Source organism: Saccharothrix sp. ST-888 (assembly GCF_000955975.1).
Taxonomy (GTDB): Bacteria; Actinomycetota; Actinomycetes; order Streptomycetales; family Streptomycetaceae; genus Kitasatospora.
This window is the reverse complement of the sequence record NZ_JYJF01000021.1, coordinates 34062-57811: the sequence shown is the minus strand read 5'-3', so window position 1 is coordinate 57811 and position 23750 is coordinate 34062. Positions and strand designations below refer to the sequence as shown.

Sequence of the window (23750 nt, the reverse complement as noted above, 5' to 3'; positions counted from 1 at the left end):
GACGGCGACCGTGCGGCGCCCCGGGGCCCCGGGCTGCCCCGGCGGCCGAGGCCGGCCGGGCGGGGCTACAGCTCCGGGAGCTCCGGCGCCGTACGGGCCGGGTTCCCGGCCAGCTCCGCGAGCGCGAGGCGGACGCCCTCGGCGAGCTGCGGGTCCTCGCCGGCAGCCCAGGCGTGCGGCGGCATCGGCACCTCGACGTCCGGGTCCACCCCGTGGTTCTCCACGCCCCAGCCGTAGCCCTCCAGCCAGAAGGAGTACTTGGGCTGGGTCACAAGGGTGCCGTCCACCAGGTGGTACTTGCTGTCGATGCCGATCACGCCGCCCCAGGTGCGGGTGCCGACCACCGGGCCGATCCCGAGCGCCTGGATCGCCGCGTTGACGATGTCGCCGTCCGAGCCGGACATCTCGTTGGCCAGCGCCACCACCGGACCGCGCGGCGCGTCCCTCGGGTAGGAGATGCCCCCGGCGACGTCGCGGGTGAGGTCCCAGCCGACGATCCTCCGGTTGAGCTTCTCGATGATCAGCTGGGAGGTGTGGCCGCCCCGGTTCTCCCGGATGTCGACGATCACGCCCTCCTTGGCCAGTTCGACCTTCAGGTCGCGGTGGATCTGGGCCCAGCCGTTGCTCTGCATGTCCGGGATGTGCAGGTAGCCGAGCCGGCCGGCCGAGAGCTCCCGGACCGCGGCCCGCCGGTCGGCCACCCAGTCGTGGTAGCGCAGCGGCTCGTCGTCGGCCAGCGGGACCACCACCGGGTGGCGCTCGAACCCGTCCTTCCCGGCGACGGTGAGCTCGACCGGCTGCCCCGCGGTGCCCGCGAGCAGCGGGGCGGGGCCGGTGGCCGGGTCCACCGGACGGCCGTTGACGGCCAGCACCGCGTCCCCGGGCCGGACGGCGGCGCCGGGCGCGGCCAGCGGGGACCGGGCCCGCGGGTCCGAGGACTCGCCGGGCAGGATCCGCTCGACCCGCCACAGCTCGCCGTCCTTGACCAGGTCCGCGCCGAGCAGCCCCTGCCGGTGGGCGTCGTGGGCGCCCCGCCCGTTCGGCATCACGTACGCGTGCGAGGTGCCGAGTTCGCCGACCGTCTCCCAGAGCAGGTCGACCAGGTCGTCGTGCGAACCACAGCGGTCGACCAGCGGCCGGTAGCGCTCCAGCGTCCCGGCCCAGTCGTGGCCGCCCAGGTCCGCGCGCCAGTAGTTGTCGCGCATCAGCCGGCCGTTCTCGTCGAACATCTGACGCCACTCGGCGGCCGGGTCCACGGTGACCCGGACCCGGTCGAGGTCGACCGCGAGGTCCTCGTCCTCACCGGCCTTCCGGTCGGCCGGCACGATCCGCAGGCCGCCCCGGTCGAGCACGGCGGCCCGGGTGCCGTCGCCGCTCACGGTGAAGCCGTCCACCTCGGCCACCAGCAGCTCGGTGCGCAGCTTCTTGAAGTCGAAGCGCTCCAGCGCCGCGCGCGGCTGCACGTCCTCCAGCGAGGCGGCATTGTCGCCGAGGCTGCCGAGCAGCGGCTGCCTGGTCCAGAGCACGCCGTCCTTGGCGGCCCGCAGGCTGCCGAAGCTCCCGCCCTCGACCGGGAAGGGGACGATCCGGTCGGCGATGCCCTCCAGGTCGACCCGGGTGACCGGGGCCGGCTCGGCGCCCTCCGCCAAGCCGTCCTTCCTGGCCGCCTCGGGCTCCTCCTCGCCGCCGAGCGGCCGGCCGGCGCGCTGCGGGCCGAAGGGCGAGGGGGTGTCCGCGGCCAGCGTGATCAGGAACGGCCGGGTGCCGGTCGGGAAGGACAGGTCGAAGATGTGCGCGTCGTAGACCGGGTCGAAGTTGCGCACCGAGAGGAAGACCAGGTACCTGCCGTCCGCCGTGAAGACCGGCGAGTAGTCGATGAAGCGCGGCTGGGTGGCCTCGCTGACCGTACGGTCCGTCAGGTCCGCCAGCATGATCTGCCGCAGCGAGCCGGTGTCGACGACCGGCTGGGACCAGGTCAGCCAGCGCGAGTCCGGGGCGAAGGCCAGGTCGCTGACCTCGCCCTGCTCGCTGCGGGCCAGCTCGTGGACGGCGCCGTCGGCCAGCGTGACCAGCAGCACCCGGCCGTCGTGCGCGGCGACCGCGGCCTGCCGTCCGTCCGGGGAGAGCGCCAGGTCACGGACCCGGCCGAGCGCTCCGGACGCCAGCCGACGGCGTTCGGCGCCCAGCACGGCGGGGGCGTACTCCAGTGCGTCGTCCCCCTCGGCGTCGGTGACCCAGAGCGCGCCCTGCGCACCGTCCGTGCCGGGCACGACGCAGGCCAGCCTGGCCCGCGCTCCCGGCGTCTCCGCCAGCACCCGGGACGGGCCCTGACGGTGGGTCAGCCAGTGCACGCTGCCGCGCACCACCACGGCGCTGGCCCGGCCGGTTCGGTCGGGGGCGACGGTCTCCAACTGGCCGGCGGCCGGGGTCGGGTGCGGGGCGCGGCCGGTGCGCGGACCGGCCAGCACGATCTCCAGACGGCGCGGCGCGGATCCGTCCAGGCCGTCCAGGATCCACACGTCGCCGGCGCTGTGCCAGACGATCCGGGTGCCGTCCGTGGCGGCGTTGCGGGCGTAGAACTCCCCGTCGCTGTGCCGTCGCAGGTCGGTGCCGTCCGGCAGGCTGGAGTACAGCTGCCCGACGCCCTCGTGGTCGGAGAGGAACGCGATCCGGCCGCCCACCCAGAGCGGGGACTCGATGTTGCCGTCCAGGTCGGCGTGCACCCGGTCGAACTCCCGGTCGCCGATCCACAACTTGCCCGCCCGGCCGCCCCGGTAGCGCTTCCACCAGGCCGGTTCGCGGTTGGAGGCGCTGGCCAGCAGGGCCCGCGCACCGCCCGGCTCGAAGGACAGGCCCCCGATCGGCCCGTACGGCAGCCGGGCCGGCTCGCCGCCGTCCAGCGGGATCGCGAACGCCCAGGTGCGGCGGACGGTCGCCTGGGCGGCGGTGGTGATCGCGACCGGGCGGCCGTCCTCGGTCCACCCGCGCAGCAGCGTCTGGGCGCTGCCCCAGTAGGTGAGTCTGCGGGCGGGACCGCCCTCGGCGGGGGCGACATGGATCTCGGGGGCGCCGTCGCGGGTCGACGTCCAGGCGATGTGCCGCCCGTCCGGCGAGAACCGGGGGTGGCTGACCGGCGTCTGATCGGCGGTCAGCCGCCAGGCCCGGCCGCCACCGATCGACGCGAGCCAGATGTCGTCCTCGGCCACGAAGGTCACGAGGTCGCCGTGCAGGTGCGGATGGCGCAGATAGGCGCCTGCTGAGGTGCTCTGGGCATCAGTCACGGCCGTCACCCTACGCACGGTCCCCACCCCGCGCGACGGGTTTCGTCCCGAGCGAACCCGCCGCCCCGCGGCGCCCGGGAGCACGGCGAGACCGCCCGCGCACCACGGCGTCGCACCGGCGCTCGCGGAGCGCCCTCGCACCGGCCCCACCGGGAGGCCCGGGGCCGGGGGATCAGCCCCAGCGGCCCGTGCGCCCGAGCAGCAGCGCTCCCGCCGCCACCCCCGCGGTGGAGGTCCGGAGCACCGAGGACCCCAGCCGGTAGGGCTTCGCCCCGGCCTCGGCGAAGGCGGCCAGCTCGTCCGGCGACACCCCGCCCTCGGGACCGACGATCAGCACGATGTCCCCGCTGGACGGAAGCTGCGCACTCGCCAGCGGCTCCGCGCCCTCCTCGTGCAGCACCGCGGCAAGCGCCGCCTGCCCGAGCAGCGGCGCCAGCTGGCGCGTCGTCATCAGCTCGCGCACCTCGGGGAAGCGCAGCCGACGCGACTGCTTCCCGGCCTCGCGCGCGGTGGCCCGCCACTTGGCGAGAGCCTTGGCGCCCCGGTCGCCCTTCCACTGGGTGATGCAGCGGGCGGCGGCCCACGGGACGACCACGTCCACGCCGACCTCGGTCATGGTCTCGACGGCGAGTTCGCCGCGGTCACCCTTGGGCAGCGCCTGGACGACCACGATCCTGGGCGCGGGCTCCGCCTCCCGGCGCACGGCCTCCACCGTGACCTCCAGCACGTCCTTGCCCTGGACGGCCGTGACCGTACCGTCCACACCGAGGCCGAGGCCGTCCGCGAGCGTCACCGCCTCGCCGGTCTCCAGCCGCTTCACGGCGACGGCGTGCCGCCCCTCGGGGCCGTCGACCCGGACCAGCGACCCGGGAACGGCGGCGGCCAGCCGGTCGGTCTCGACGACGAACACGGGCGCGGTCATGACGTTTCCTCGGAAATCTCGAGTAGCGGTATCACAGCGGCGCCCGGCGACTCCGTGGGAGTCGCCGGGCGCCGGGAGCCTCACCGGCCGGCGGGCTCGACAGTCACCGGCTCAGCGGCCGTTGAAGGCATCCTTCAGCCGCGAGAACAGCCCCTGCTGCCCCGGCGCGAACTGCCCGGAGGGGCGCTCCTCGCCACGCAGCGCCGAGAGCCTGCGCAGCAGCTCCTCCTGCTCGGGTTCGAGCTTGGTGGGCGTCTGCACCTCGACATGCACTATCAGGTCGCCCCGGCCGCCGCCGCGCAGATGCGTGATACCGCGCCCGTGCAGCGGGATGGACTGCCCGGACTGGGTGCCGGGCCGGATGTCCACCTCCTCCAGGCCGTCCAGGGTCTGCAGCGGCACCTGGGTGCCGAGCGCGGCGGCCGTCATCGGGATGGTGACGGTGCAGTGCAGGTCGTCCCCGCGCCGCTGGAAGGTCGGGTGCGCGGTCTCGGCGATCTCGACGTAGAGGTCACCGGCGGGGCCGCCGCCGGGGCCGACCTCACCCTCGCCGGCCAGCTGGATCCGGGTGCCGTTGTCCACACCGGCCGGGATCTTGACCGTGAGGGTACGGCGGGCGCGGACCCGGCCGTCGCCCGCGCACTCGGGGCACGGGGTCGGGACGACCGTACCGAAGCCCTGGCACTGCGGGCAGGGACGGGAGGTCATGACCTGGCCCAGGAAGGACCGGGTGACCTGGGAGACCTCGCCCTTGCCGCGGCACATGTCACAGGTCTGCGCGGAGGTGCCGGGTGCGGCGCCCTCGCCGGAGCAGGTGGTGCAGGTGACCGCGGTGTCGACCTGGAGCTCCTTGGTGGTGCCGAACGCGGCCTCCTCCAGGGTGATCTCCAGGCGGATCATCGCGTCCTGGCCGCGCCGGGTCCGCGAACGCGGGCCGCGCTGGCCGGAGGCGGCGCCGAAGAAGGCGTCCATGATGTCGGAGAAGCCGAAGCCCGCCGCACCGGCGCCGAAGCCGCCCGCTCCACCGCCGCCGCCGTTGGGCGACAGCGGGTCGCCGCCGAGGTCGTACACCTGCCGCTTCTGCGGGTCGGAGAGCACCTCGTAGGCGGCGTTGATCTCCTTGAACCGCTCCTGCGTCTTCGGGTCCGGGTTGACGTCCGGGTGCAGTTCGCGTGCCAGGCGCCGGAACGCCTTCTTGATCTCGTCCTGCCCCGCATCCCGTCGGACGCCGAGTACCGCGTAGTAGTCCGTGGCCACCAAATGCTCCGCTTGTTCCGCCTGTAGAAGTGCTTGCGACTGGTCACCGCCGGTTCAACCAGCGGCCTCTGCTACGACTCGGCCATGATCTGACCCACGTACCGTGCCACCGCTCGCACCGCCCCCATTGTGCCCGGGTAGTCCATCCGGGTAGGGCCGATCACCCCGAGTTTTGCGACACTCTGGTCGCCGGAACCGTAACCGACCGAGACGACAGAGGTGGAATTGAGCCCCTCGTACTCGTTCTCGTGACCGATCCGGACCGTCATCCCGGCGTCCGCCGTCTCACCCAACAGACGGAGCAGGACGACCTGTTCCTCCAGTGCCTCCAGCACCGGCTGGATGGTGAGCGGGAAGTCGTGTCCGAAGCGGGTCAGGTTGGCCGTGCCGGCCAGCATGATCCGCTCCTCGTTCTGCTCGGCCAGTGTCTCGAACAACGTGGCGAGAACCACACTGACCGTCGGGCGGTCCTCCGGCTCGAAGGCGCCCGGGAGCTCCTCCAGCGTGCCGGGGACCTCGGGCAGCGGTCGGCCGACCGCGCCGGCGTTGAGCCGGGACCGCAGCTCGGCCAGCACGCTCTCGCCGACCGTGCCCGGACAGTCCACCAGCCGCTGCTCGACCCGGCCGGTGTTGGTGATCAGCACCAGCATCACCTTGGCCGGGGCCAGCGCCACCAGCTCGATGTGCCGCACCGTGGACCGGGACAGCGAGGGGTACTGGACCACCGCGACCTGTCTGGTCAGCTGCGCGAGCAGCCGGACCGTGCGGGCCACCACGTCGTCCAGGTCGACCGCGCCGTCCAGGAAGTGCCGGATCGCCCGGCGCTCCGGCGCGCTCATCGGCTTGACCTCGGCCAGCCGGTCGACGAACAGGCGGTAGCCCTTGTCCGTCGGGATCCGGCCGGCGCTGGTGTGCGGCTGGTGGATGAAGCCGTCGTCCTCCAGGGCCGCCATGTCGTTGCGTACGGTGGCCGGGGAGACGCCCAGGTTGTGCCGTTCGACCAGGGCCTTGGAACCGACCGGCTCCTCGGTGCCCACGTAGTCCTGCACGATCGCGCGCAGCACGGCCAGCCTGCGCTCGTCCAGCGGACGGATCTCGCGACGGTCGAGGCGGCGCGCGTCTGCCTTGCGCTCGTCAGCACTGCGCTCGCTGTACACGGCACGCACCTCCGTCTTCGTCCGTTGAACCGATGGCTGCCCGACCCTCTTGGCACTCTGGAAGGCAGAGTGCCAGAACCGTACCTGCCAGTGTACGGCCCGGGTCCGACGGCAGGAACGGGCCGCCCCGGTGATCCTTGCCGGATCTCCGGCGTGAAGCCGGTGCCCCGGGGCTCCGCGAGTGGCAGCATCGAAGGCGAGCGACGGTAACGAAGGAGCAGATATGTCGGCTTCATCCCAGCACTCCCGCTTCGCACCCGACCGCGGCCTGACCGGGCGGATGGTGGTCACGATGTTCTTCATCGGGCTGCTCTACGTCGGGTTCACGGGCGTGCTGATCGTCCTGCTGCGCGGAGCGTGGCCGCTGATCGTACTGATCTCCGGCGGCCTCTTCGTGGCCCAGTTCTGGTTCAGCGACAAGATCACCGAGCGGGCGATGGGCGCCCGGGCGGTGACCCCGGAGCAGTATCCGCAGCTGCACGGCACCATCGACCGGCTCTGCGCCCTGGCCGACATGCCCAAACCCCGCGTGGCGGTCGCCGACAACGACATGCCCAACGCCTTCGCCACCGGCCGCAACCCGCAGAACGCCGTGGTCTGCGTCACCACCGGGCTGCTGCGCCGGCTGGAGCCGGAGGAGCTGGAGGGCGTCCTCGCCCACGAGCTCTCGCACGTCGCGCACCGGGACGTCGCCGTGATGACGATCGCCGGATTCCTCGGCGTACTCGCCGGGATGATGACCAGGATCGCCCTGTACGGCGGCTTCATCGGCGGCGGCAACCGCAACAACAACGACAGCAACGCGGCCATCGCGATGCTGATCATCCCGCTGGTCAGTGTGGTGGTCTACGCGATCAGCTTCCTGCTCACCAGGCTGCTCTCCCGCTACCGCGAGCTGGCCGCCGACCGGGCCGCCGCCCAGCTCACCGGCCGTCCGAGCGCACTGGCCTCGGCGCTCACCAAGGTGACCGGCCAGATCGCGGCCATCCCGAGCAAGGACCTGCGCCAGGCGCAGCCGTACAACGCCTTCTACTTCGCGCCCGCGCTGAGTGCCCGGGAGACCGCGAGCCAGCTGCTGTCCACCCACCCGTCGCTGGAGCAGCGGCTCGCCCAACTCGCCAAGATCTCCGCCCAGCTCGGCCGCTGACCGCTACTCGAAAGGACCACCGTGGGATTCCTGGACGCCCTCTTCGGCCGCACCAAGCCGGTCAGGCCCGATCTCGACCAGCTCTTCGCCGTGCCCTCGGCGGCGCTCACCCTCCAGGCGGCGGCCGGGTTCCGTCCGACCGGGCTCGGCTCGGTGTGCTTCGCCGCCGTGGAGGGCGGCGCGTTCGGCGAGGTGGAGCGGCAGGTCCGGGCACTGCTCGACGCCGACACCGAGCGCGGCGGCGCCCCGGTCGAGGCCAGCCAGGACTCCTACGGCTACTCCTGGCTGCTCGCCCGGCACACCCCCGAGGAACTGCCGGAGCTGGTCAACGACCTGCACGCGGTCAACAGCGAACTGGAGGCCAACGGCTTCGGCCCGCAGCTGCTCTGCTCGATCGTGGCCTTCCGCAACGAGAGCGGCCAGCCGCTCGGCCTGGTCTACCTCTACAAGCGCGGCACCTTCTACCCGTTCGCGCCGCTCCCCGGCGAGAAGCGCAACAGCCCGGTGGAGATCCAGGTCAAGGCGATGCTCGCGGACGACCTGCGGATCGAGTCCGACCTCTCCCGCTGGTTCCCGGTCTGGGGTGCCCCCGGCCTCTGACTCCCGCGCCTGCCGGCCGGGCCGGGGACTACCAGGGGACTACCAGGTGAAGGCCGCCTCCGCGTTCGAGAGGTAGCGCTGGATGTCGTGGAAGCCGAGCCAGGCCTCCCACATCGTGCGGGAGGCCCCGTCGCCCCACGGGTTGCCGAGGCAGATCCGGCCGCCGGGGACGTCGACGTCCTTGACGAAGTAGGCGTGGCTGGTGGCGAGTCGGCCACCCATCAGGGTGTCCCGGTCGCTGCCCTCGCCCTTGGTGCCGACGGTCACCGCCTGGCCCTGCGCCCTGCGGTCGGCGATCTCGTGGATCACCCAGGGCGAGCTGATGTCGATGTCCTGCACGGGCCTGGCGGTCAGGAACGCGAGCGCCCGCGCGGCGAGACCGCCGTGGGCGATCTCCTCGTACCCCCGGTACCACTGGGCCACGGCCTTCTCGTAGTAGCCGGGCCAGGTCTCGGCGTAGCGCGGGTCGCTGCTGTGCCCCTTGGCCCCGTACAGGTCGTTGCCGACCATCGGCAGGTCGGCGACCACCGTCACGTCGTACGGCCGGCCCTTCTCGTACAGCGTGAAGGTGACCGAGCCGTTGGCCTCCTGGCGCAGATGGCGCGGGGCGTAGTTCGGGTTGGCCTGCAGCACGGCCTGCATGGACGTCAGCATCCAGCAGGTGCCGAACCGGCCCTGGTCCATGTCCTGCCAGCTCATCGCCTCCGTGGAGGCCGAGACCCGCTGCCAGTTCTCGGTCAGGTAGGCGCCGTCGACCTGGGCGAACGGCCCCTCGGGGAGCACCCAGCCCGCGCTCCTGCCCGCGCGCTCGTCCTCCGGCAGCAGCCGGTACGTCGGCTGGGTGCACGGCATGGAGTCGCCGATCAGCATGGTCGCGTACGGACTGACCGTGCGCAGCAGCCAGTTGAAGACCTCCTGCTGCCGGAAGAAGTCGTACGCCTCCTCCTCGTTCGCGTCGGTGACGTGCATCAGCTCGTCCCAGCGCAGCAGCCCCTGCGGGCCGAACCGGCGGATCACCAGGTCGAGTTCGGCGGGCGGCAGCGGCACCAGCAGGTTGCCGACCTGGTCCAGCAACGGACGGGCCCCGAAGCGGTCGGTGTCGGCGAAGAGCGCCTCCCAGGCCTGGCGGCCGACCGCCTCGACCCGGGCCGGGTTCGGCGGCGGGCCGGGCGGCTGCCAGGGGAGTTCCACCACGGGGTGGCCGTCGGGGACGTGGTTCAGCCGCTCCAGGCCGACCTCGTCGGTGAACGCCTTGGTGATGTTCACCACCGCCATGACCTCGCGGCCGAACGGGAGATAGCCGGCCACGTTGTTGGCCGCCTGCTGCCAGTTGTTGCGGTGGTACCCCACTTGCCCTCCCCGTCGCATGCCCATGCCTCGCCACGGGCGCGTAAGAGGATACGAGGCTCCCCCGACACCTCCGCCACCAGGGCCGGTACCCCTCGGCGCGCACCCGGTCCCTGACACCGCAGCAGGTTTCATATAGTCGGCCGCATGCACAGCAGGCAGTACGGACCCGACCTGACCCCGCCGTGGAAGCGGCAGCAGCCCGCGCCGGAGGTGGCCGCCGAGCGTGATCTGGTGGTCGAGGAGGTGAGTACGGGGTTCTGCGGGGCCGTGGTGCGGTGCGAGAAGACCGCCGAGGGCCTGACCGTCACCCTGGAGGACCGGTTCGGCAAGCACCGGGTCTTCCCGCTGACGCCCCGTGGCTTCCTGCTGGAGGGCCGGGTGGTGACGCTGGTCCGCCCGGCCGGCCCGGCGCCCGCCCGGCAGGCCGCCGGGGCGGAGGCGGGGCGTACCGCCTCCGGTTCGATCGCGGTGCCCGGTGCACGGGCCCGGGTGGCCCGGGAGTCGCGGATCTACGTCGAGGGGCGGCACGACGCGGAGCTGGTCGAACGGGTCTGGGGCGACGACCTGCGGATCGAGGGCGTGGTCGTGGAGTACCTGGAGGGGATCGACGATCTCCCCGCGATCGTCGCCGAGTTCGCCCCGGGACCGGGCCGCCGCCTCGGCGTCCTGGTCGACCACCTGCTGCCCGGCACCAAGGAGCAGCGGATCGCCGCCCAGGTCACCGGCGACGGCGTGCTGGTCGTCGGCCACCCGTACATCGACATCTGGCAGGCCGTGAAGCCGGGCAGCGTCGGTATCCCGGGCTGGCCCACCGTCCCGCGCGGCGAGGTGTGGAAGGAGGGCATCTGCCGCCGCCTCGGCTGGCCCCTCGACACCCCGGCCGCCTGGAAGCGCATCCTCGCCTCGGTCCACAGCTACAAGGACCTGGAGCCCCAACTCCTCGCCAAGGTCGAAGAGCTGATCGACTTCGTCACCGTCCCCGAAACCCTTTAGGCGCGAGCGGCCTGCCCGCAGGAGCCCAGGGCTGTCCTCCCCTGCCCTGAGCCCTGCCGGAGGCCCGTTCGGTCAGTCGACCAGGTCGCGGACCACCGCGTCGGCCAGCAGCCGTCCCTGGAGCGTGAGCACGGCCCGCCCCGCAGCGAACGCACCCGCGTCCAGCAGCCCGTCCGCCAGGGCCCGTTCGGCCGCGCGCCGGCCGTCGGCGGCGAGCAGCGAGAGCGGGCAGCCCTCCCGCAGGCGCAGTTCGAGCAGGATGCGCTCGACCCGGCGGTCCTCGTCCGGCAGGACCTCGCGGCCCTGTGCGGGGGTGCGCTGCTCGGCGAGGGCCCGGGCGTACGCGGCGGGGTGCTTGGCGTTCCACCAGCGGACACCGCCGACGTGGCTGTGCGCGCCGGGGCCGGCACCCCACCAGTCGGCGCCGGTCCAGTAGAGCTCGTTGTGGCGGCACCGGCCCGCGTCGGTGGTGGCCCAGTTGGAGACCTCGTACCAGGAGTAGCCGGCGGCGGCGAGCGCCTCCTCGGCGATCAGGTAGCGGTCGGCGTGCACGTCGTCGTCCACCATGGGGAGTTCGCCGCGCTTGATCCGGGCGGCCAGCTTGGTGCCGTCCTCGACGATCAGCGAGTACGCCGAGACGTGGTCGGGCCCGGCGCCGATCGCGGCGTCCAGGGAGGCCCGCCAGTCGTCGTCGGACTCTCCGGGGGTGCCGTAGATCAGGTCGAGGTTGACGTGCTCGAAGCCCTCCGCGCGCGCCTCGGCGACGCACGCCTCGGGACGGCCCGGCGTGTGGTGCCGGTCGAGCAGCGTCAGGACGTGCGGGCGGGCGCTCTGCATGCCGAAGGAGAGCCGGTTGTAGCCGCCCTCGCGCAGCTCGGCGAGGTAGGCGGGGTTCACCGACTCCGGGTTGGCCTCCGTGGTCACCTCGGCGTCGGCGGCCAGACCGAACTCGTCCCGGATCGCCGCCAGCATCCGCACCAGGTCCCGCGCGGGCAGCAGGGTCGGCGTGCCGCCGCCGAGGAACACCGTCTGCACCGGCAGCTCGGCGTCGCCCAGGACCCGCCGGGCGTGCCGGATCTCCGCGATCAGGTTGTCGGCGTACGTCTCCTGGGAGGCCACCGCGCCGGACGAGCGCAGCTCGGTGGCGGTGTAGGTGTTGAAGTCGCAGTAGCCGCAGCGGGTGGCGCAGTACGGCACGTGCACGTAGAAGCCGAACGGCCGCCGGCCCAGACCGACGAGGGCGTGGTCGGGCAGGGAACCGTCGGACGGCACGGGTTCGCCGTCGGGAAGTGCGGAGGGCATGCCCCCATTGTCCGGTACGGCTCACGACACCCTGAAATCAGGACGGGAGCCGGACCGGACCGGGCGGCGTCACGCCTCGTTGGCGCCCTGGTACATCTCGGCGACCGCGTCGGCGTAGACCCGCTCGACCACCGGGCGCTTGATCTTGAGGCTCGGGGTCAGCTCACCGTGCTCGACGTCCAGGTCGCGCGGGAGCAGCGAGAACTTCTTGATCGTCTGCCAGCGCTGGAGCTCGGCGTTGACCTTCCGGACGTAGCCGTCGACCAGCTCCCTGGCCTCCGGGGTGGCGACCACCTCGGCGTACGACCTGCCGCCGAGGCCGCGCTCGCTCGCCCAGGGCATGATCACGCCCTCGTCCAGGGCGATCAGCGCGGTGCAGAAGTTGCGGCCGTTGCCGATCACCAGGACGTTGCTGATGAACGGGCAGATCGCCTTGAACTTGCTCTCGATCTCGGTGGGGGCGACGTACTTGCCGCCGGAGGTCTTGAAGACGTCCTTCTTGCGGTCGGTGATCCGCAGGTAGCCGTCCTCGACCAGCTCGCCGATGTCGCCGGTGTGGAACCAGCCGTCCGACTCCAGCACCTCCCGGGTCTGCTCGGGCAGGTCGTGGTAGCCGCGCATGACGCCGGGGCCGCGCAGCAGGATCTCGCCGTCCTCGGCGATCCGGACCTCGGTGCCGGGCAGCGGCAGGCCGACGGTCCCGATGCGGTAGTCCTCGGCCGGGTTGACGTTGGTACCCGCGCTGGTCTCGGTCAGCCCGTAGCCCTCCAGGACCGGCACGCCCGCGCCCTTGAAGAAGTACCCGATCTCAGGGGCCAGCGCCGCGCTGCCGGACACCGAACCGCGCAGCCGCCCGCCGAAGGCGGCCCGGATCTTGGCGTAGACCAGCTTGTCGGCGACGGCGTGCTGGAGGCTCAGCGCGAAGGGCGCGCCGGCCTTGCCGGTGGCGACGAGGCTGGCCTGGGTGGCCCTGGCGTAGTCGCGGGAGACCTTGGCCGCCCACAGGAAGATCTTGTACTTGGCGCCGCCCTCCGCTCTGGCCTTCCCGGCGATGCCGTTGTAGACCTTCTCGAAGATGCGCGGCGCGGAGCACATCACGGTCGGCCTGATGGCCGGCAGGTTGTGGATGATCCGGTCCACCCGGCCGTCCACGGCCATCACGTGGCCGGTGGCGATCTGGCCGGAGATCATGGCCTTGCCGAAGACGTGCGAGAGCGGCAGCCACATGAACTGCACGTCGTCGGAGCGCAGCAGCCCGCTCTCCTGCTGGGCCACGCCCTGGTACGCCCAGCAGTCGTGCACCAGGCGCACGCCCTTGGGGCGGCCGGTGGTGCCGGAGGTGTAGATCAGGGTGGCGAGCTGCTCCCGGTCGAGCGCGTCGACCGCCTTGGTGACCGCGTCGGGGTGCTCGGCGAGGTACTCGGTGCCGCGCCGCTCCAGCTCGGCCAGGGTGAGTACTTCGAGGCCCTCGTCCTCGGGGCGCTCGGATGTGCCGTCGAAGAGGACGACGGCCCGCAGCTCGGGCAGCTTGGCGCGCTCGGCGACGGCCTTGGCGAGCTGCGCGGCGTTCTCGGCGAACAGCACCGTGCTGGCGGAGTTGGCCAGGATGAAGGCGGTCTCCTCGGCGTTGGTGCTGGGGTAGACCGTGGTGGTCGCGGCGCCCGCGCACATGTTGCCGAGGTCCGCGATGATCCACTCGACCCTGGTGGAGGCGGCGATCGCGACCCGCTCCTCGGGCTGGACGCCGAGCGCCATCAGGCCCGCCGCCACCGCCTTGACCCGCTCGGCCGTCTGCGCCCAGGTCAGCGAGCGCCACTGCTCGGCGCCGGGTGCGCCGTCGGCGGCGTGCTCGTCCAGGGGCGCCGGGAAGCGGTACGCCTCGGCGTCCGGGGTGGCCGCGACCCGGTCCAGGAAGAGGTGGGCCACAGAGGGCGGACGTCGCTCGATCATGGTCTGCGCGGTGCTCAACGAGGACCTCCGGGGGGCGGGTGGCCGAGGGTGAGGGCGGTGGCTGTGGGGGCAAGCCGACCGGCCCGCCTTATTAACTTGCCAGTAACAAGAGGGCAATACGCAGCCTAGGCGTAAGCGCGCCATTCCGTAAGAGGGTTCGGCAGGCTGGCACACCGACGGACCTGCAGTGCAGCCCCACAGCGGGGTGACGGTACGGATGCACACGAAATCCGCCGGGCCCCAAGGCGCCAAACCCCCGCACCGGCCCGTGGAAGACCTGAAAATAGGGTGCGAACCCCTCATGCCGACAACGAGAGTGTCCAGGTGCTGATCCAACTCCTGCGTGCCCATCTGGGCCGCTACTCCAAACCGATCTCACTGCTAGTCCTGCTCCAACTCATCGCCACGATCGCCGCGCTCTACCTGCCGACGCTCAACGCCGACATCATCGACAGCGGGGTGGTGAAGGGCGACACCGGCTACATCATGCGGACCGGCGGCATCATGGTCGCCGTCACGCTGGTCCAGGCGGTCTGTTCGATCGGCGCCGTGTACTTCGGGGCGCGCACCGCCATGGCGGTCGGACGGGACATCCGCGCGGCCGTCTTCGACCGGGTGCAGAGCTTCTCCGCCCGGGAGCTCGCGGGCTTCGGCGCGCCCTCGCTGATCACCCGCACCACCAACGACGTCCAGCAGGTCCAGATGCTGACCCTGATGGGGTTCACGCTGATGGTGGCCGCGCCGATCATGTGCTTCGGCGGCATCATCATGGCGCTCAACCAGGACGTGCCGCTCTCCGGCCTGCTGCTCGTCGCGGTCCCCGTCCTGGGCATCGTGGTCACCCTGCTGGTGCGCCGGCTGCGCCCGCAGTTCCGCGCCATGCAGACCAGGATCGACGGCGTCAACCGGATCCTGCGCGAGCAGATCACCGGCATCCGGGTCATCCGCGCCTTCGTCAAGGACGGCCACGAGCAGGACCGGTTCGCCGGTGCCAACACCGAACTGACCGAGGTCTCCCTGCGGGCCGGCCGGCTGATGGCCTACATGTTCCCCACCGTGATGCTGGTGGTGAACGTCTCCAGCGTCGCCGTGATGTGGTTCGGCGGACACCGCATCGACAGCGGCGGGATGCAGGTCGGCGCGCTGACCGCCTTCCTCTCCTACCTGATGCAGATCCTGATGAGTGTGATGATGGCCACCTTCATGTTCATGATGGTGCCGCGTGCCGAGGTCTGCGCCGAGCGGATCGAGGAGGTCATGGGCACCGAGTCCAGCGTCGTGCCGCCCGCCGCCCCGGTCACCGAACTGCCCCGCCGCGGCCATCTGGAGCTGCGCGGCGTCGACTTCTGCTACCCCGGCGCCGAGGCCTCGGTGCTGCGCGGTATCGACATCCTCGCCCGGCCCGGCGAGACCACCGCCGTGATCGGCTCCACCGGCAGCGGCAAGTCCACCCTGCTCGGCCTGGTCCCCCGGCTCTTCGACGCGACCGGCGGCCAGGTGCTGGTGGACGGCGTCGACGTCCGCGAACTCTCCCCCGCGCTGCTCGCCGAGACCGTCGGGCTGGTCCCGCAGAAGCCCTACCTGTTCTCCGGGACGGTCGCCAGCAACCTCCGCTACGGCCGCCCCGACGCCACCGACGAGGAACTCTGGCAGGCGCTGGAGACCGCACAGGCCAAGGACTTCGTCGAGAAGCTCGCCGAGGGCCTGGACGCCCCGATCGCCCAGGGCGGCAGCAACGTCTCCGGCGGCCAGCGCCAGCGCCTGGCCATCGCCCGCGCGCTGGTCCGCCGCCCGGAGATCTACCTCTTCGACGACTCCTTCTCCGCCCTCGACTACGCGACCGACGCCAGGCTGCGCAAGGCGCTCTCCCGGGAGACCGCCGGAGCGACCGTGGTGATCGTCGCCCAGCGGGTCAGCACCATCCGGGACGCCGACCGGATCATCGTGCTGGACGAGGGCGCCGTGGTCGGCAGCGGCACCCACCAGGAGCTGATGGCCGACAACCCGACGTACCGGGAGATCGTGCTCTCCCAGCTCACCGAGCAGGAGGCGGCGTGACCACCCCCGAGAAGACCTCGACCGCCGCCCCGCAGAACGCCCCGGCGGGCGGCGGCGGCCGGAACTCCGCCTCACAGGAGGCTGCGGCCCGGCGCGGCCCGGCGGGCCCCGGCCGGTTCATGGGCGGCCAGGGCCAGGAGAAGTCGCTGGACTTCAAGAACTCCGGCAAGCGCGTGCTGAACCTGCTGCGCCCCGAGCGGACCACCCTGGGCGCCGTCCTCACGCTCGGCGTGCTCAGCGTCGGCTGCGCCGTGGTCGGGCCCAAGGTGCTCGGGCACGCCACCGACCTGATCTTCGCCGGGGTGGTCGGCCGCCAGTCGCCGGCGGGGCTGACCCACGACCAGGTGATCGACGGCCTGCGCCACCAGGGCAAGGGCGGCGTCGCCGACATGCTCTCCGGCGTGAACTTCACCCCCGGCCACGGGATGGACTTCAACGCCATCGGCACCGTGCTGCTCTGGGTGCTGGCGATCTACCTCGCCTCCGCCTGTTTCGGCGTCGTCCAGGGCAGACTCGCCGCCCGCGCCATCAACCGGACGGTCTTCCGGCTGCGGGAATCCGTCGACGCGAAGATCTCCCGGCTGCCGCTGAGCTACTTCGACCGGCAGCCGCGCGGCGAGGTGCTCAGCCGGGTCACCAACGACATCGACAACATCGGCCAGTCCATGCAGCAGACCATGGGCCAGGTGGTGAACTCGCTGCTCAGCATCGTCGGCGTACTGGCGATGATGTTCTGGATCTCGCCGCTGCTCGCGCTGGTCGCACTGATCTCGGTCCCGGTCTCGGTGGTGGTCGCCGCCAAGGTCGGCAAGCGGGCGCAGCCGCAGTTCGTCGCCCAGTGGAAGACCACCGGCGCGCTGAACGCGCACATCGAGGAGATGTACACCGGGCACGCGCTGGTCAAGGTCTTCGGCCGGCAGCAGCAGGCCGCCGAGGTCTTCGCGCGGGAGAACGAGGCGCTCTACAGCTCCAGCTTCAGGGCGCAGTTCATCTCCGGCATCATCCAGCCCGCGATGATGCTGATCGGCAACCTCAACTACGTGCTGGTCGCGGTGATCGGCGGTCTGCGGGTGGCCAGCGGCGCGCTGACCATCGGCGACGTGCAGGCGTTCATCCAGTACTCCCGGCAGTTCAGCCAGCCGCTCACCCAGGTCGCCTCGATGGCCAACCTGGTGCAGTCCGGGGTCGCCTCGGCCGAGCGGGTCTTCGAACTGCTGGACGCCCCCGAGCAGACGCCCGAACCCGCCATGCCGGAGCGCCCCGCCGAGCTGCGCGGACGGGTCGCCTTCGAGGAGGTCTCGTTCCGGTACGACCCGGAGAAGCCGCTGATCGACGGTCTCTCGCTGAAGGTCGAACCCGGCCACACCGTGGCCATCGTCGGCCCGACCGGGGCCGGCAAGACCACCCTGGTCAACCTGCTGATGCGGTTCTACGAGGTCAGCGGCGGCCGGATCACCCTGGACGGGGTGGACATCGCCGCGATGTCCCGCGAGGAACTGCGGGCCGGCATCGGCATGGTCCTCCAGGACACCTGGCTGTTCGGCGGCACCATCGCGGAGAACATCGCCTACGGCGCCACCGGCGCCACCCGCGAGCAGGTCACCGCCGCCGCCAAGGCCGCCCACGTGGACCGCTTCGTGCGCACCCTGCCCGAGGGCTACGACACCGTCATCGACGACGAGGGCACCGGCGTCAGCGCGGGCGAGAAGCAGCTGATCACCATCGCCCGGGCCTTCCTCGCCCAGCCCAGCATCCTGGTCCTGGACGAGGCGACCAGCTCGGTGGACACCCGGACCGAGGTGCTCATCCAGCGGGCCATGGCCCGGCTGCGCAGCGGGCGGACCAGCTTTGTGATCGCCCACCGCCTCTCCACCATCCGGGACGCCGACGTGATCCTGGTGATGGAGAACGGCTCGATCGTCGAGCAGGGCTCCCACGACGATCTGATCGCCGCCGAGGGTGCCTACGCGCGGCTCTACCAGGCCCAGTTCGCTCAGGCGGTCGCCGAGGTGGACTGACGGCCCTGGTCCGGCCCGCCGTCCGGAGCCGGCCTGGTGAGGGGGAGCTTCGGCTCCCCCTCACTGCGCTTCAGGCCCTGCGTACCGAGGTTCGGGGCGCGCCGCTGGCCGAGCAGCGTACTGCCGAACGCGACGGCCATGCCGAGCAGTTGGATCGCGGTCAGCGACTGGTCCAGGGCGATCCAGCCGATCGCGGCGGCGGAGAGCGGGCTCAGCAGACCGAGGAAGGCCACCGAGGTGGCGGGCAGCCGGCCGATGCCGCGGAACCAGAGCCAGTACGCGAGAGCCGTGTTGAGCACCGCGAGGTAGCCGTAGCCGAGCAGATTGGTCCCGGTCAGCGCGGGCGGCGCGCCCTCGGCCAGCAGTGCGACCGGAAGCAGCATCAACCCGCCCGCCGTCAGCTGCCAGCCGGTCAGGATGAGCGGACCGACACCCTCGGGGCGGCCCCAGCGCTTGGTCAGCACGGTCCCGGCCGCCATGCAGGCCGCGCCGGCGAGACCGGCCAGGATGCCGATGGTGTCCAGCCTGGCGGTCGAGCGCAGCACCACCAGGGAGACTCCGAGCACCCCGGCCACCCCGGCGACCACCGCCCGGCGCCCGGGCCGCTCGCCCAGCAGCAGGACCGCGAGCCCGGTGGCCACCAGCGGCTGCGCCGAGCCGAGCACGGCCGCGACCCCGCCCGGCAGCCGGTAGGCCGCGATGAACAGCAGGGCGAAGAACACCCCGATGTTGAGCGCCCCGAGCACCGCCGCCCGCCACCACCAGCTGCCCCGGGGCAGCTTCCCGCCCACCGCCAGCAGCACCAGTCCGGCCGGCAGGGCCCGCAGCGTGGCGGCGAGGAACGGCCGCTCGGCGGGGAGGTACTCGGAGGTCACGAAGTAGGTGGAGCCCCAGGAGAGCGGGGCGAGAGCCGTGAGTGCGATCGTCCGCGTCGAAGTGGAGAGCATGCAAATAACTTAACACTAAGCTAATCAACGTCAAGCCACTTTGCGCCAAGCGATCTGTGCCAGACTCGGCTCCATGAACCACCGCCAGAGCGCCGCGCCCGCCGGACCCGCCGGGGCAGCCGACGCCGTGGACGCCATCGCCGCCCAGTGGGCCCAGGTCCGTCCCGACCTGGAGACCACCGCGATGGCCGCCTTCGGCCGGATCTACCGGATCGCACGCACGATGAGCGACCGGATGGAGGCCGCCTACGCGCCCTTCGGCATCGGCCTCGGCGAGTTCGACGTGGTCGCCACACTGCGCCGCTCCGGCGCCCCGTACACCCTCTCGCCCCGCGAGCTCAGCGCCACCCTTATGCTCACCAGCGGCGGTATGACCGGCCGCCTGGACAAGCTGGAACGGGCCGGCCTGGTCACCCGCTCCCCCGACCCGAACGACCGGCGCGCCCTGCGGATCACCCTCACCGACACCGGCATCGACCTGGTCGACCGCGCCGTCACCGCCGGCCTCGCCGTCCAGCAGGAGGCCCTCGGCGGCCTCTCCCCCGACCAGGCCGCCGCCCTCAACGACCTGCTGCGCCACCTGATGACCACCGCCGGACCGGACCGGCGCTGACCCGCGCGCCCAACTGCTGCACGGCGGACCGCACCCCCGAGGGCGAACCGCCGACACGCTACGGTGTGCGGGTGAGTGACGAAGGCTCAGTGGCAGTCCCGGACGCGTTCGAGGCCAATCGGCGCTACCTCGGCTCGGTCGCCTACCGGCTGCTCGGCTCGGTCGCGGACGCCGAGGACGCGCTGCAGGAGGCCTGGCTGCGCTGGCGCGCCGTGGACCAGACCCAGGTCGCCGACGCCCGCGCCTACCTGACCACCATCGTGACCCGGCTCTGCTACGACCAGCTGGGCTCGGCCCGGGTCCGCCGCGAGTCGTACTTCGGCGAGTGGCTCCCCGAGCCCCTGCTCACCGACGACCGCACCCCGGACCGGCTGGCCGAACTCGGCGAGGAGGTCTCCCTCGCGCTGCTCGCCGTAATGGAGCAGCTCACCCCGGCCGAACGCGCCGCCTTCGTGCTGCACGACGTCTTCTCGATCGGCTTCGACGAGATCGCGGCCACCCTCGACCGCACCCCCGACGCCACCCGCCAACTGGCCTCCCGCGCCCGCCGCCGGGTCAGGACCGGCCCCGCCCGGGGACGCGGCCGGGTCGACGCGACCGAACACCGGCAGGCGGTGCACGCCTTCGCGGCCGCGGCCGCCGGCGGTGACATCCAGGCGCTGCTCGCCGTCCTCGACCCCGCCGTGGTCTGGCACGCCGACGGCGGCGGCGTCGTCTCGGCCGCGGTCCGGCCGGTCCTCGGCGCCGACAAGGTCTCCCGGCTGGTCGCCGGCCTGGCCCGGAAGTGGCCCGGCATGCACGGGGGCGCCGCCCTGGACTCCGTCCAGGTCAACGGCGAGCCCGGCCTGGCGCTGCGCACCGCGGACGGCCGGATCGCCGCCGTGGTGGCCTTCGCCGTCACCGGCGGACGGATCACCGAGGCGTACGCCGTGGTCAACCCGGAGAAGCTCGCCCACCTGTCGTGACGCGTCTCCGCCCGAGGCCCGTGACGCAGGTCACGGTCACGCTCGGGCGGAGTACCTCGTCCTCTCGGCGAACGCGCGGAATCCGCACGTAGGGCAATCGCACAGCGGGAGGACACCATGACGGGCAAGCAGATCGTCGTACTGGGCGCGGGCTACGCGGGACTTGCCGCCGCCACCCGGGCCGGGCGGACCCACCGGGTCACCCTGGTCGCCCCCGAGGAGCGCTTCGTCCACCGGATCCGCCGGCACGAGACCGCCGCCGGCCGCGGCGGCCAGTGGCCCACCGTCGCCCATCTCCTGCGCGGCCGCCAGGTGGAGCACCGTCAGGCCAGGGCCGTCCCCGAGCTGGCCGCCGAGGCCGGACTGACCGTCGACGGCGCGGGCCGGGCAGTGGTGGACGACCGGCTGCGCTCCGTCTCGCACCCGGACGTCCATGTGATCGGCGACGCCGCCGCGGTCACCGTGCCGGGCATCGGCACCCTCCGGATGGGCTGCGCCACCGCCCTGCCGCAGGGCCGGTACCTGGGCAGGCTGCTCGTCGGGCAGACCGTGAAGCCGTTCGGCTACCGCTATGCCGTGCAGTGCCTCAGCCTCGGCCGCCGGGACGGGCTGCTCCAGCTGATCCACCCGGACGACTCGATGCGGCCGACCGTCCTCACCGGGACGGCGGCCCGGCTGGCCAAGACCGCCATCGCCGGCGGGGTGCTCGCCACCGTGCGGTGACGTCCGCGCGGCAGCGGTACGACGCGGCGGTCCAGGGTGACGGTACGCCGACGGGCCCGGAGCTGCTGCTCCGGGCCCGCCTGCGGTGGTGCTACTTCTTCTCGCTCTTCGGGGCGTCCGCGTCGGTGGACAGCGCGGCGATGAAGGCCTCCTGCGGGACCTCCACGCGGCCGACCATCTTCATCCGCTTCTTGCCCTCCTTCTGCTTCTCCAGCAGCTTCCGCTTACGGGAGATGTCACCGCCGTAGCACTTGGCGAGGACGTCCTTGCGAATCGCGCGGACCGTCTCACGGGCGATGACGCGCGAGCCGATGGCGGCCTGGATCGGCACCTCGAACTGCTGGCGCGGGATCAGCTTCTGGAGCTTCCCGGCCATCATCACACCGTAGTTGTACGCCTTGTCCTTGTGCACGATCGCGGAGAACGCGTCCACCGCGTCACCGTGCAGCAGGATGTCGACCTTGACCAGGTTGGCACTCTGCTCGCCGATGGGCTCGTAGTCGAAGGAGCCGTAGCCGCGGGTCTTGGACTTCAGCTGGTCGAAGAAGTCGAAGACGATCTCGGCGAGCGGCAGGGTGTAGCGCAGCTCGACGCGGTCCTCGGAGAGGTAGTCCATGCCCTGCAGGTTGCCGCGGCGGGCCTGGCAGAGCTCCATGATCGCGCCGACGAACTCGTTCGGAGCCAGGATGGTGCCGCGCACGATCGGCTCGTACACCTCGGCGATCTTGCCGGTCGGGAACTCGCTCGGGTTGGTGACGGTGTGCTCGCTGCCGTCCTCCATGACCACCCGGTAGATGACGTTCGGCGCGGTGGAGATCAGGTCGAGGTTGAACTCGCGCTCCAGGCGCTCCCGGATGATCTCCAGGTGCAGCAGGCCGAGGAAGCCACAGCGGTAGCCGAAGCCGAGCGCGACCGAGGTCTCCGGCTCGTAGACCAGCGCGGCGTCGTTCAGGCGCAGCTTGTCCAGGGCGTCGCGCAGCAGCGGGTAGTCGGAGCCGTCCAGCGGGTAGAGGCCGGAGAACACCATCGGGCGCGGGTCCTTGTAGCCGCCCAGCGCCTCGGTCGCACCCTTGTGCATCGAGGTGATCGTGTCACCGACCTTGGACTGCCGGACGTCCTTCACACCGGTGATGATGTAGCCGACCTCGCCGACGCCGAGCCCCTCGGCCACCTTCGGCTCCGGCGAGATGACGCCGATCTCCAGCAGCTCGTGGGTGGCGCCGGTGGACATCATCGCGATCCGCTCACGCTTGGTGAGCTGGCCGTCCACCACACGGACGTAGGTGACCACGCCGCGGTAGGAGTCGTAGACCGAGTCGAAGATCATCGCGCGGGCCGGGGCGTCCTTGACGCCGACCGGGGCGGGGATCCGGTCGACCACGTGGTCGAGCAGGTCCTCGACGCCGAGACCGGTCTTGGCGCTGACCTTGAGGACGTCCGCCGGGTCGCAGCCGATGATGTGCGCGATCTCGGCGGCGTACTTCTCGGGCTGGGCGGCCGGCAGGTCGATCTTGTTGAGGACCGGGATGATCGTGAGGTCGTTCTCCAGCGCCAGGTAGAGGTTGGCGAGGGTCTGCGCCTCGATGCCCTGGGCCGCGTCCACGACCAGGATGGTGCCCTCGCAGGCGGCGAGGGAGCGGGACACCTCGTACGTGAAGTCCACGTGGCCCGGGGTGTCGATCATGTTGAGGATGTGCGTCGTGCCCGCGTTCTCACCGGTCCGCGGCGCCCACGGGAGGCGGACCGCCTGCGACTTGATGGTGATGCCGCGCTCGCGCTCGATGTCCATCCGGTCGAGGTACTGGGCACGCATCTGGCGCGGGTCCACCACACCGGTGATCTGCAGCATCCGGTCGGCGAGCGTGGACTTGCCGTGGTCGATGTGGGCGATGATGCAGAAGTTGCGGATCACCGCCGGGTCGGTACGGCTGGGCTCTGGCACATTGCTGGGGGTCGCGGGCACCTTGGTCCGATTCTCCGTTGGTCCGGGGGCCGGGGTGTCCGGGTCATCGCTGACCGGCTTCCCGGGGACCGGACGGTCTCGTCCGATCGAAATGGTTCCATCCATCTTCCCACGACGCCGGACCTGTGCGCCGTCCAGCTCTTCCCCCTGAACTCTTCCGTGGAGGGCACGGCGTGGGGAAGGATCAGTGCCCATGATCCTGGAGAGTGCGCTGCTGGATGTCCTGCCCGGCCGCGAGGAGGAGTTCCTCGCGGCGTTTGCCCAGGCCAGGCCGCTGATCGCGGTCCAACGGGGCTTCCGCACACTGGAACTGCGGCGCTGCCTGGACGAGGGGCACGGCTCGCGCTTTCTGCTCCAGGTCGAGTGGGAGACCCTGGCCGACCACACCGAGGGCTTCCGGGGATCACCGGAGTACCGGGAGTGGCGGGCCCTGCTGCACCACTACTACGCGCCGTTCCCCGAGGTCGAGCACTACGGGGAGCCGCTGGTCAGCGCGTGAGCCGC

Annotated in this window: 18 protein-coding genes; 9 read left to right on the top strand and 9 right to left on the bottom strand. The window is 72.0% G+C overall.

All coding sequences use genetic code 11. The annotated features are described in order from the left end of the window. Nucleotides 1-65: 65 nt before the first annotated feature. From UK12_RS10505 to hrcA, 4 genes are all read right to left on the bottom strand, one after another. Nucleotides 66-3281, bottom strand: a complete 3216-nt coding sequence (locus UK12_RS10505) for a S41 family peptidase (protein ID WP_045302136.1) — start codon at nucleotides 3279-3281, stop codon at nucleotides 66-68. Nucleotides 3282-3453: 172 nt separating this feature from the next. Beyond that, a complete protein-coding gene (locus UK12_RS10500; RefSeq protein ID WP_045302134.1) occupies nucleotides 3454-4203 on the bottom strand; it encodes a 16S rRNA (uracil(1498)-N(3))-methyltransferase in 750 nt (249 codons plus the stop codon). A 111-nt stretch (nucleotides 4204-4314) separates the two neighbouring features. Beyond that, nucleotides 4315-5460, bottom strand: coding sequence for a molecular chaperone DnaJ (gene dnaJ / locus UK12_RS10495; protein WP_045302132.1), 1146 nt, complete (start codon nucleotides 5458-5460; stop codon nucleotides 4315-4317). Nucleotides 5461-5531: 71 nt separating this feature from the next. Next, nucleotides 5532-6554 carry a heat-inducible transcriptional repressor HrcA gene (gene hrcA / locus UK12_RS10490; protein WP_231591136.1) on the bottom strand — a complete coding sequence of 341 codons (1023 nt, stop codon included), beginning with the start codon at nucleotides 6552-6554 and terminating at the stop codon, nucleotides 5532-5534. A 286-nt stretch (nucleotides 6555-6840) separates the two neighbouring features. Here hrcA and htpX point away from each other — a divergent pair, with 286 nt between their 5' ends. Further along, nucleotides 6841-7764: a zinc metalloprotease HtpX gene (gene htpX / locus UK12_RS10485; protein WP_045302130.1), complete on the top strand. Its 924-nt coding sequence runs from the start codon at nucleotides 6841-6843 to the stop codon at nucleotides 7762-7764. A 21-nt stretch (nucleotides 7765-7785) separates the two neighbouring features. Continuing rightward, a complete protein-coding gene (gene pspAB / locus UK12_RS10480) occupies nucleotides 7786-8364 on the top strand; it encodes a PspA-associated protein PspAB (protein ID WP_045302128.1) in 579 nt (192 codons plus the stop codon). Nucleotides 8365-8403: 39 nt separating this feature from the next. Here pspAB and UK12_RS10475 read toward each other — a convergent pair whose 3' ends face one another. Beyond that, complete coding sequence (locus tag UK12_RS10475) at nucleotides 8404-9714, bottom strand: C2 family cysteine protease (protein WP_045302125.1); 1311 nt, start codon at nucleotides 9712-9714, stop codon at nucleotides 8404-8406. A 144-nt stretch (nucleotides 9715-9858) separates the two neighbouring features. Here UK12_RS10475 and UK12_RS10470 point away from each other — a divergent pair, with 144 nt between their 5' ends. Beyond that, a complete protein-coding gene (locus UK12_RS10470; protein WP_045302123.1) occupies nucleotides 9859-10707 on the top strand; it encodes a DUF3097 domain-containing protein in 849 nt (282 codons plus the stop codon). Nucleotides 10708-10779: 72 nt separating this feature from the next. Here UK12_RS10470 and hemW read toward each other — a convergent pair whose 3' ends face one another. Then, entirely contained in the window at nucleotides 10780-12009 is a 1230-nt protein-coding gene (gene hemW, locus UK12_RS10465) for a radical SAM family heme chaperone HemW (RefSeq protein WP_045302121.1), read from the bottom strand. Between the two features lie 69 nt (nucleotides 12010-12078). Continuing rightward, complete coding sequence (locus tag UK12_RS10460) at nucleotides 12079-13977, bottom strand: AMP-dependent synthetase/ligase (protein WP_045302120.1); 1899 nt, start codon at nucleotides 13975-13977, stop codon at nucleotides 12079-12081. A gap of 306 nt (nucleotides 13978-14283) precedes the next feature. On the opposite strand from UK12_RS10460, the gene UK12_RS10455 reads away from it, so the two are divergent. Both UK12_RS10455 and UK12_RS10450 read left to right on the top strand, forming a co-directional pair. Next, a complete protein-coding gene (locus UK12_RS10455; protein ID WP_045302118.1) occupies nucleotides 14284-16017 on the top strand; it encodes an ABC transporter ATP-binding protein in 1734 nt (577 codons plus the stop codon). A 119-nt stretch (nucleotides 16018-16136) separates the two neighbouring features. Then, nucleotides 16137-18035 (top strand): ABC transporter ATP-binding protein, encoded by a 1899-nt coding sequence (locus tag UK12_RS10450; protein ID WP_156178647.1) that lies wholly within the window; start codon nucleotides 16137-16139, stop codon nucleotides 18033-18035. On the opposite strand, the gene UK12_RS10445 is transcribed toward UK12_RS10450, so the two are convergent. Then, nucleotides 18011-18982: an EamA family transporter gene (locus UK12_RS10445; protein ID WP_063838232.1), complete on the bottom strand. Its 972-nt coding sequence runs from the start codon at nucleotides 18980-18982 to the stop codon at nucleotides 18011-18013. The two genes, UK12_RS10450 and UK12_RS10445, sit on opposite strands and share 25 nt — an antisense overlap. 73 nt (nucleotides 18983-19055) lie before the next feature. On the opposite strand from UK12_RS10445, the gene UK12_RS10440 reads away from it, so the two are divergent. The 3 genes from UK12_RS10440 (at nucleotide 19056) to UK12_RS10430 (ending at nucleotide 21283) form a co-directional block, all read left to right on the top strand. Beyond that, the gene (locus UK12_RS10440) at nucleotides 19056-19595 is read left to right on the top strand and encodes a MarR family winged helix-turn-helix transcriptional regulator (RefSeq protein WP_045302114.1); all 540 of its coding nucleotides are present in this window, start codon (nucleotides 19056-19058) and stop codon (nucleotides 19593-19595) included. A gap of 71 nt (nucleotides 19596-19666) precedes the next feature. Continuing rightward, nucleotides 19667-20560, top strand: coding sequence for an RNA polymerase sigma factor SigJ (sigJ, locus tag UK12_RS10435; RefSeq protein WP_197084731.1), 894 nt, complete (start codon nucleotides 19667-19669; stop codon nucleotides 20558-20560). Between the two features lie 117 nt (nucleotides 20561-20677). Next, a complete protein-coding gene (locus UK12_RS10430; RefSeq protein WP_052681784.1) occupies nucleotides 20678-21283 on the top strand; it encodes a hypothetical protein in 606 nt (201 codons plus the stop codon). Between the two features lie 91 nt (nucleotides 21284-21374). Here the strand turns inward: UK12_RS10430 and lepA are convergent, their stop codons facing one another. Beyond that, nucleotides 21375-23225, bottom strand: a complete 1851-nt coding sequence (gene lepA, locus UK12_RS10425; protein WP_045302110.1) for a translation elongation factor 4 — start codon at nucleotides 23223-23225, stop codon at nucleotides 21375-21377. A gap of 214 nt (nucleotides 23226-23439) precedes the next feature. On the opposite strand from lepA, the gene UK12_RS10420 reads away from it, so the two are divergent. Continuing rightward, nucleotides 23440-23745, top strand: coding sequence for an antibiotic biosynthesis monooxygenase family protein (locus UK12_RS10420; protein WP_045302107.1), 306 nt, complete (start codon nucleotides 23440-23442; stop codon nucleotides 23743-23745). Nucleotides 23746-23750: the final 5 nt, after the last annotated feature.

Excerpts from the sequence above, each read along its gene's own strand:
- UK12_RS10500 (WP_045302134.1), bottom strand. The coding sequence starts at position 4,203 with ATGACCGCGCCCGTGTTCGTCGTCGAGACCGACCGGCTGGCCGCCGCC.
- htpX (WP_045302130.1), top strand. The coding sequence starts at position 6,841 with ATGTCGGCTTCATCCCAGCACTCCCGCTTCGCACCCGACCGCGGCCTG.
- UK12_RS10470 (WP_045302123.1), top strand. The coding sequence starts at position 9,859 with ATGCACAGCAGGCAGTACGGACCCGACCTGACCCCGCCGTGGAAGCGG.
- hemW (WP_045302121.1), bottom strand. The coding sequence starts at position 12,009 with ATGCCCTCCGCACTTCCCGACGGCGAACCCGTGCCGTCCGACGGTTCC.
- UK12_RS10450 (WP_156178647.1), top strand. The coding sequence starts at position 16,137 with ATGGGCGGCCAGGGCCAGGAGAAGTCGCTGGACTTCAAGAACTCCGGC.
- UK12_RS10445 (WP_063838232.1), bottom strand. The coding sequence starts at position 18,982 with ATGCTCTCCACTTCGACGCGGACGATCGCACTCACGGCTCTCGCCCCG.
- UK12_RS10440 (WP_045302114.1), top strand. The coding sequence starts at position 19,056 with ATGAACCACCGCCAGAGCGCCGCGCCCGCCGGACCCGCCGGGGCAGCC.
- UK12_RS10430 (WP_052681784.1), top strand. The coding sequence starts at position 20,678 with ATGACGGGCAAGCAGATCGTCGTACTGGGCGCGGGCTACGCGGGACTT.
- UK12_RS10420 (WP_045302107.1), top strand. The coding sequence starts at position 23,440 with ATGATCCTGGAGAGTGCGCTGCTGGATGTCCTGCCCGGCCGCGAGGAG.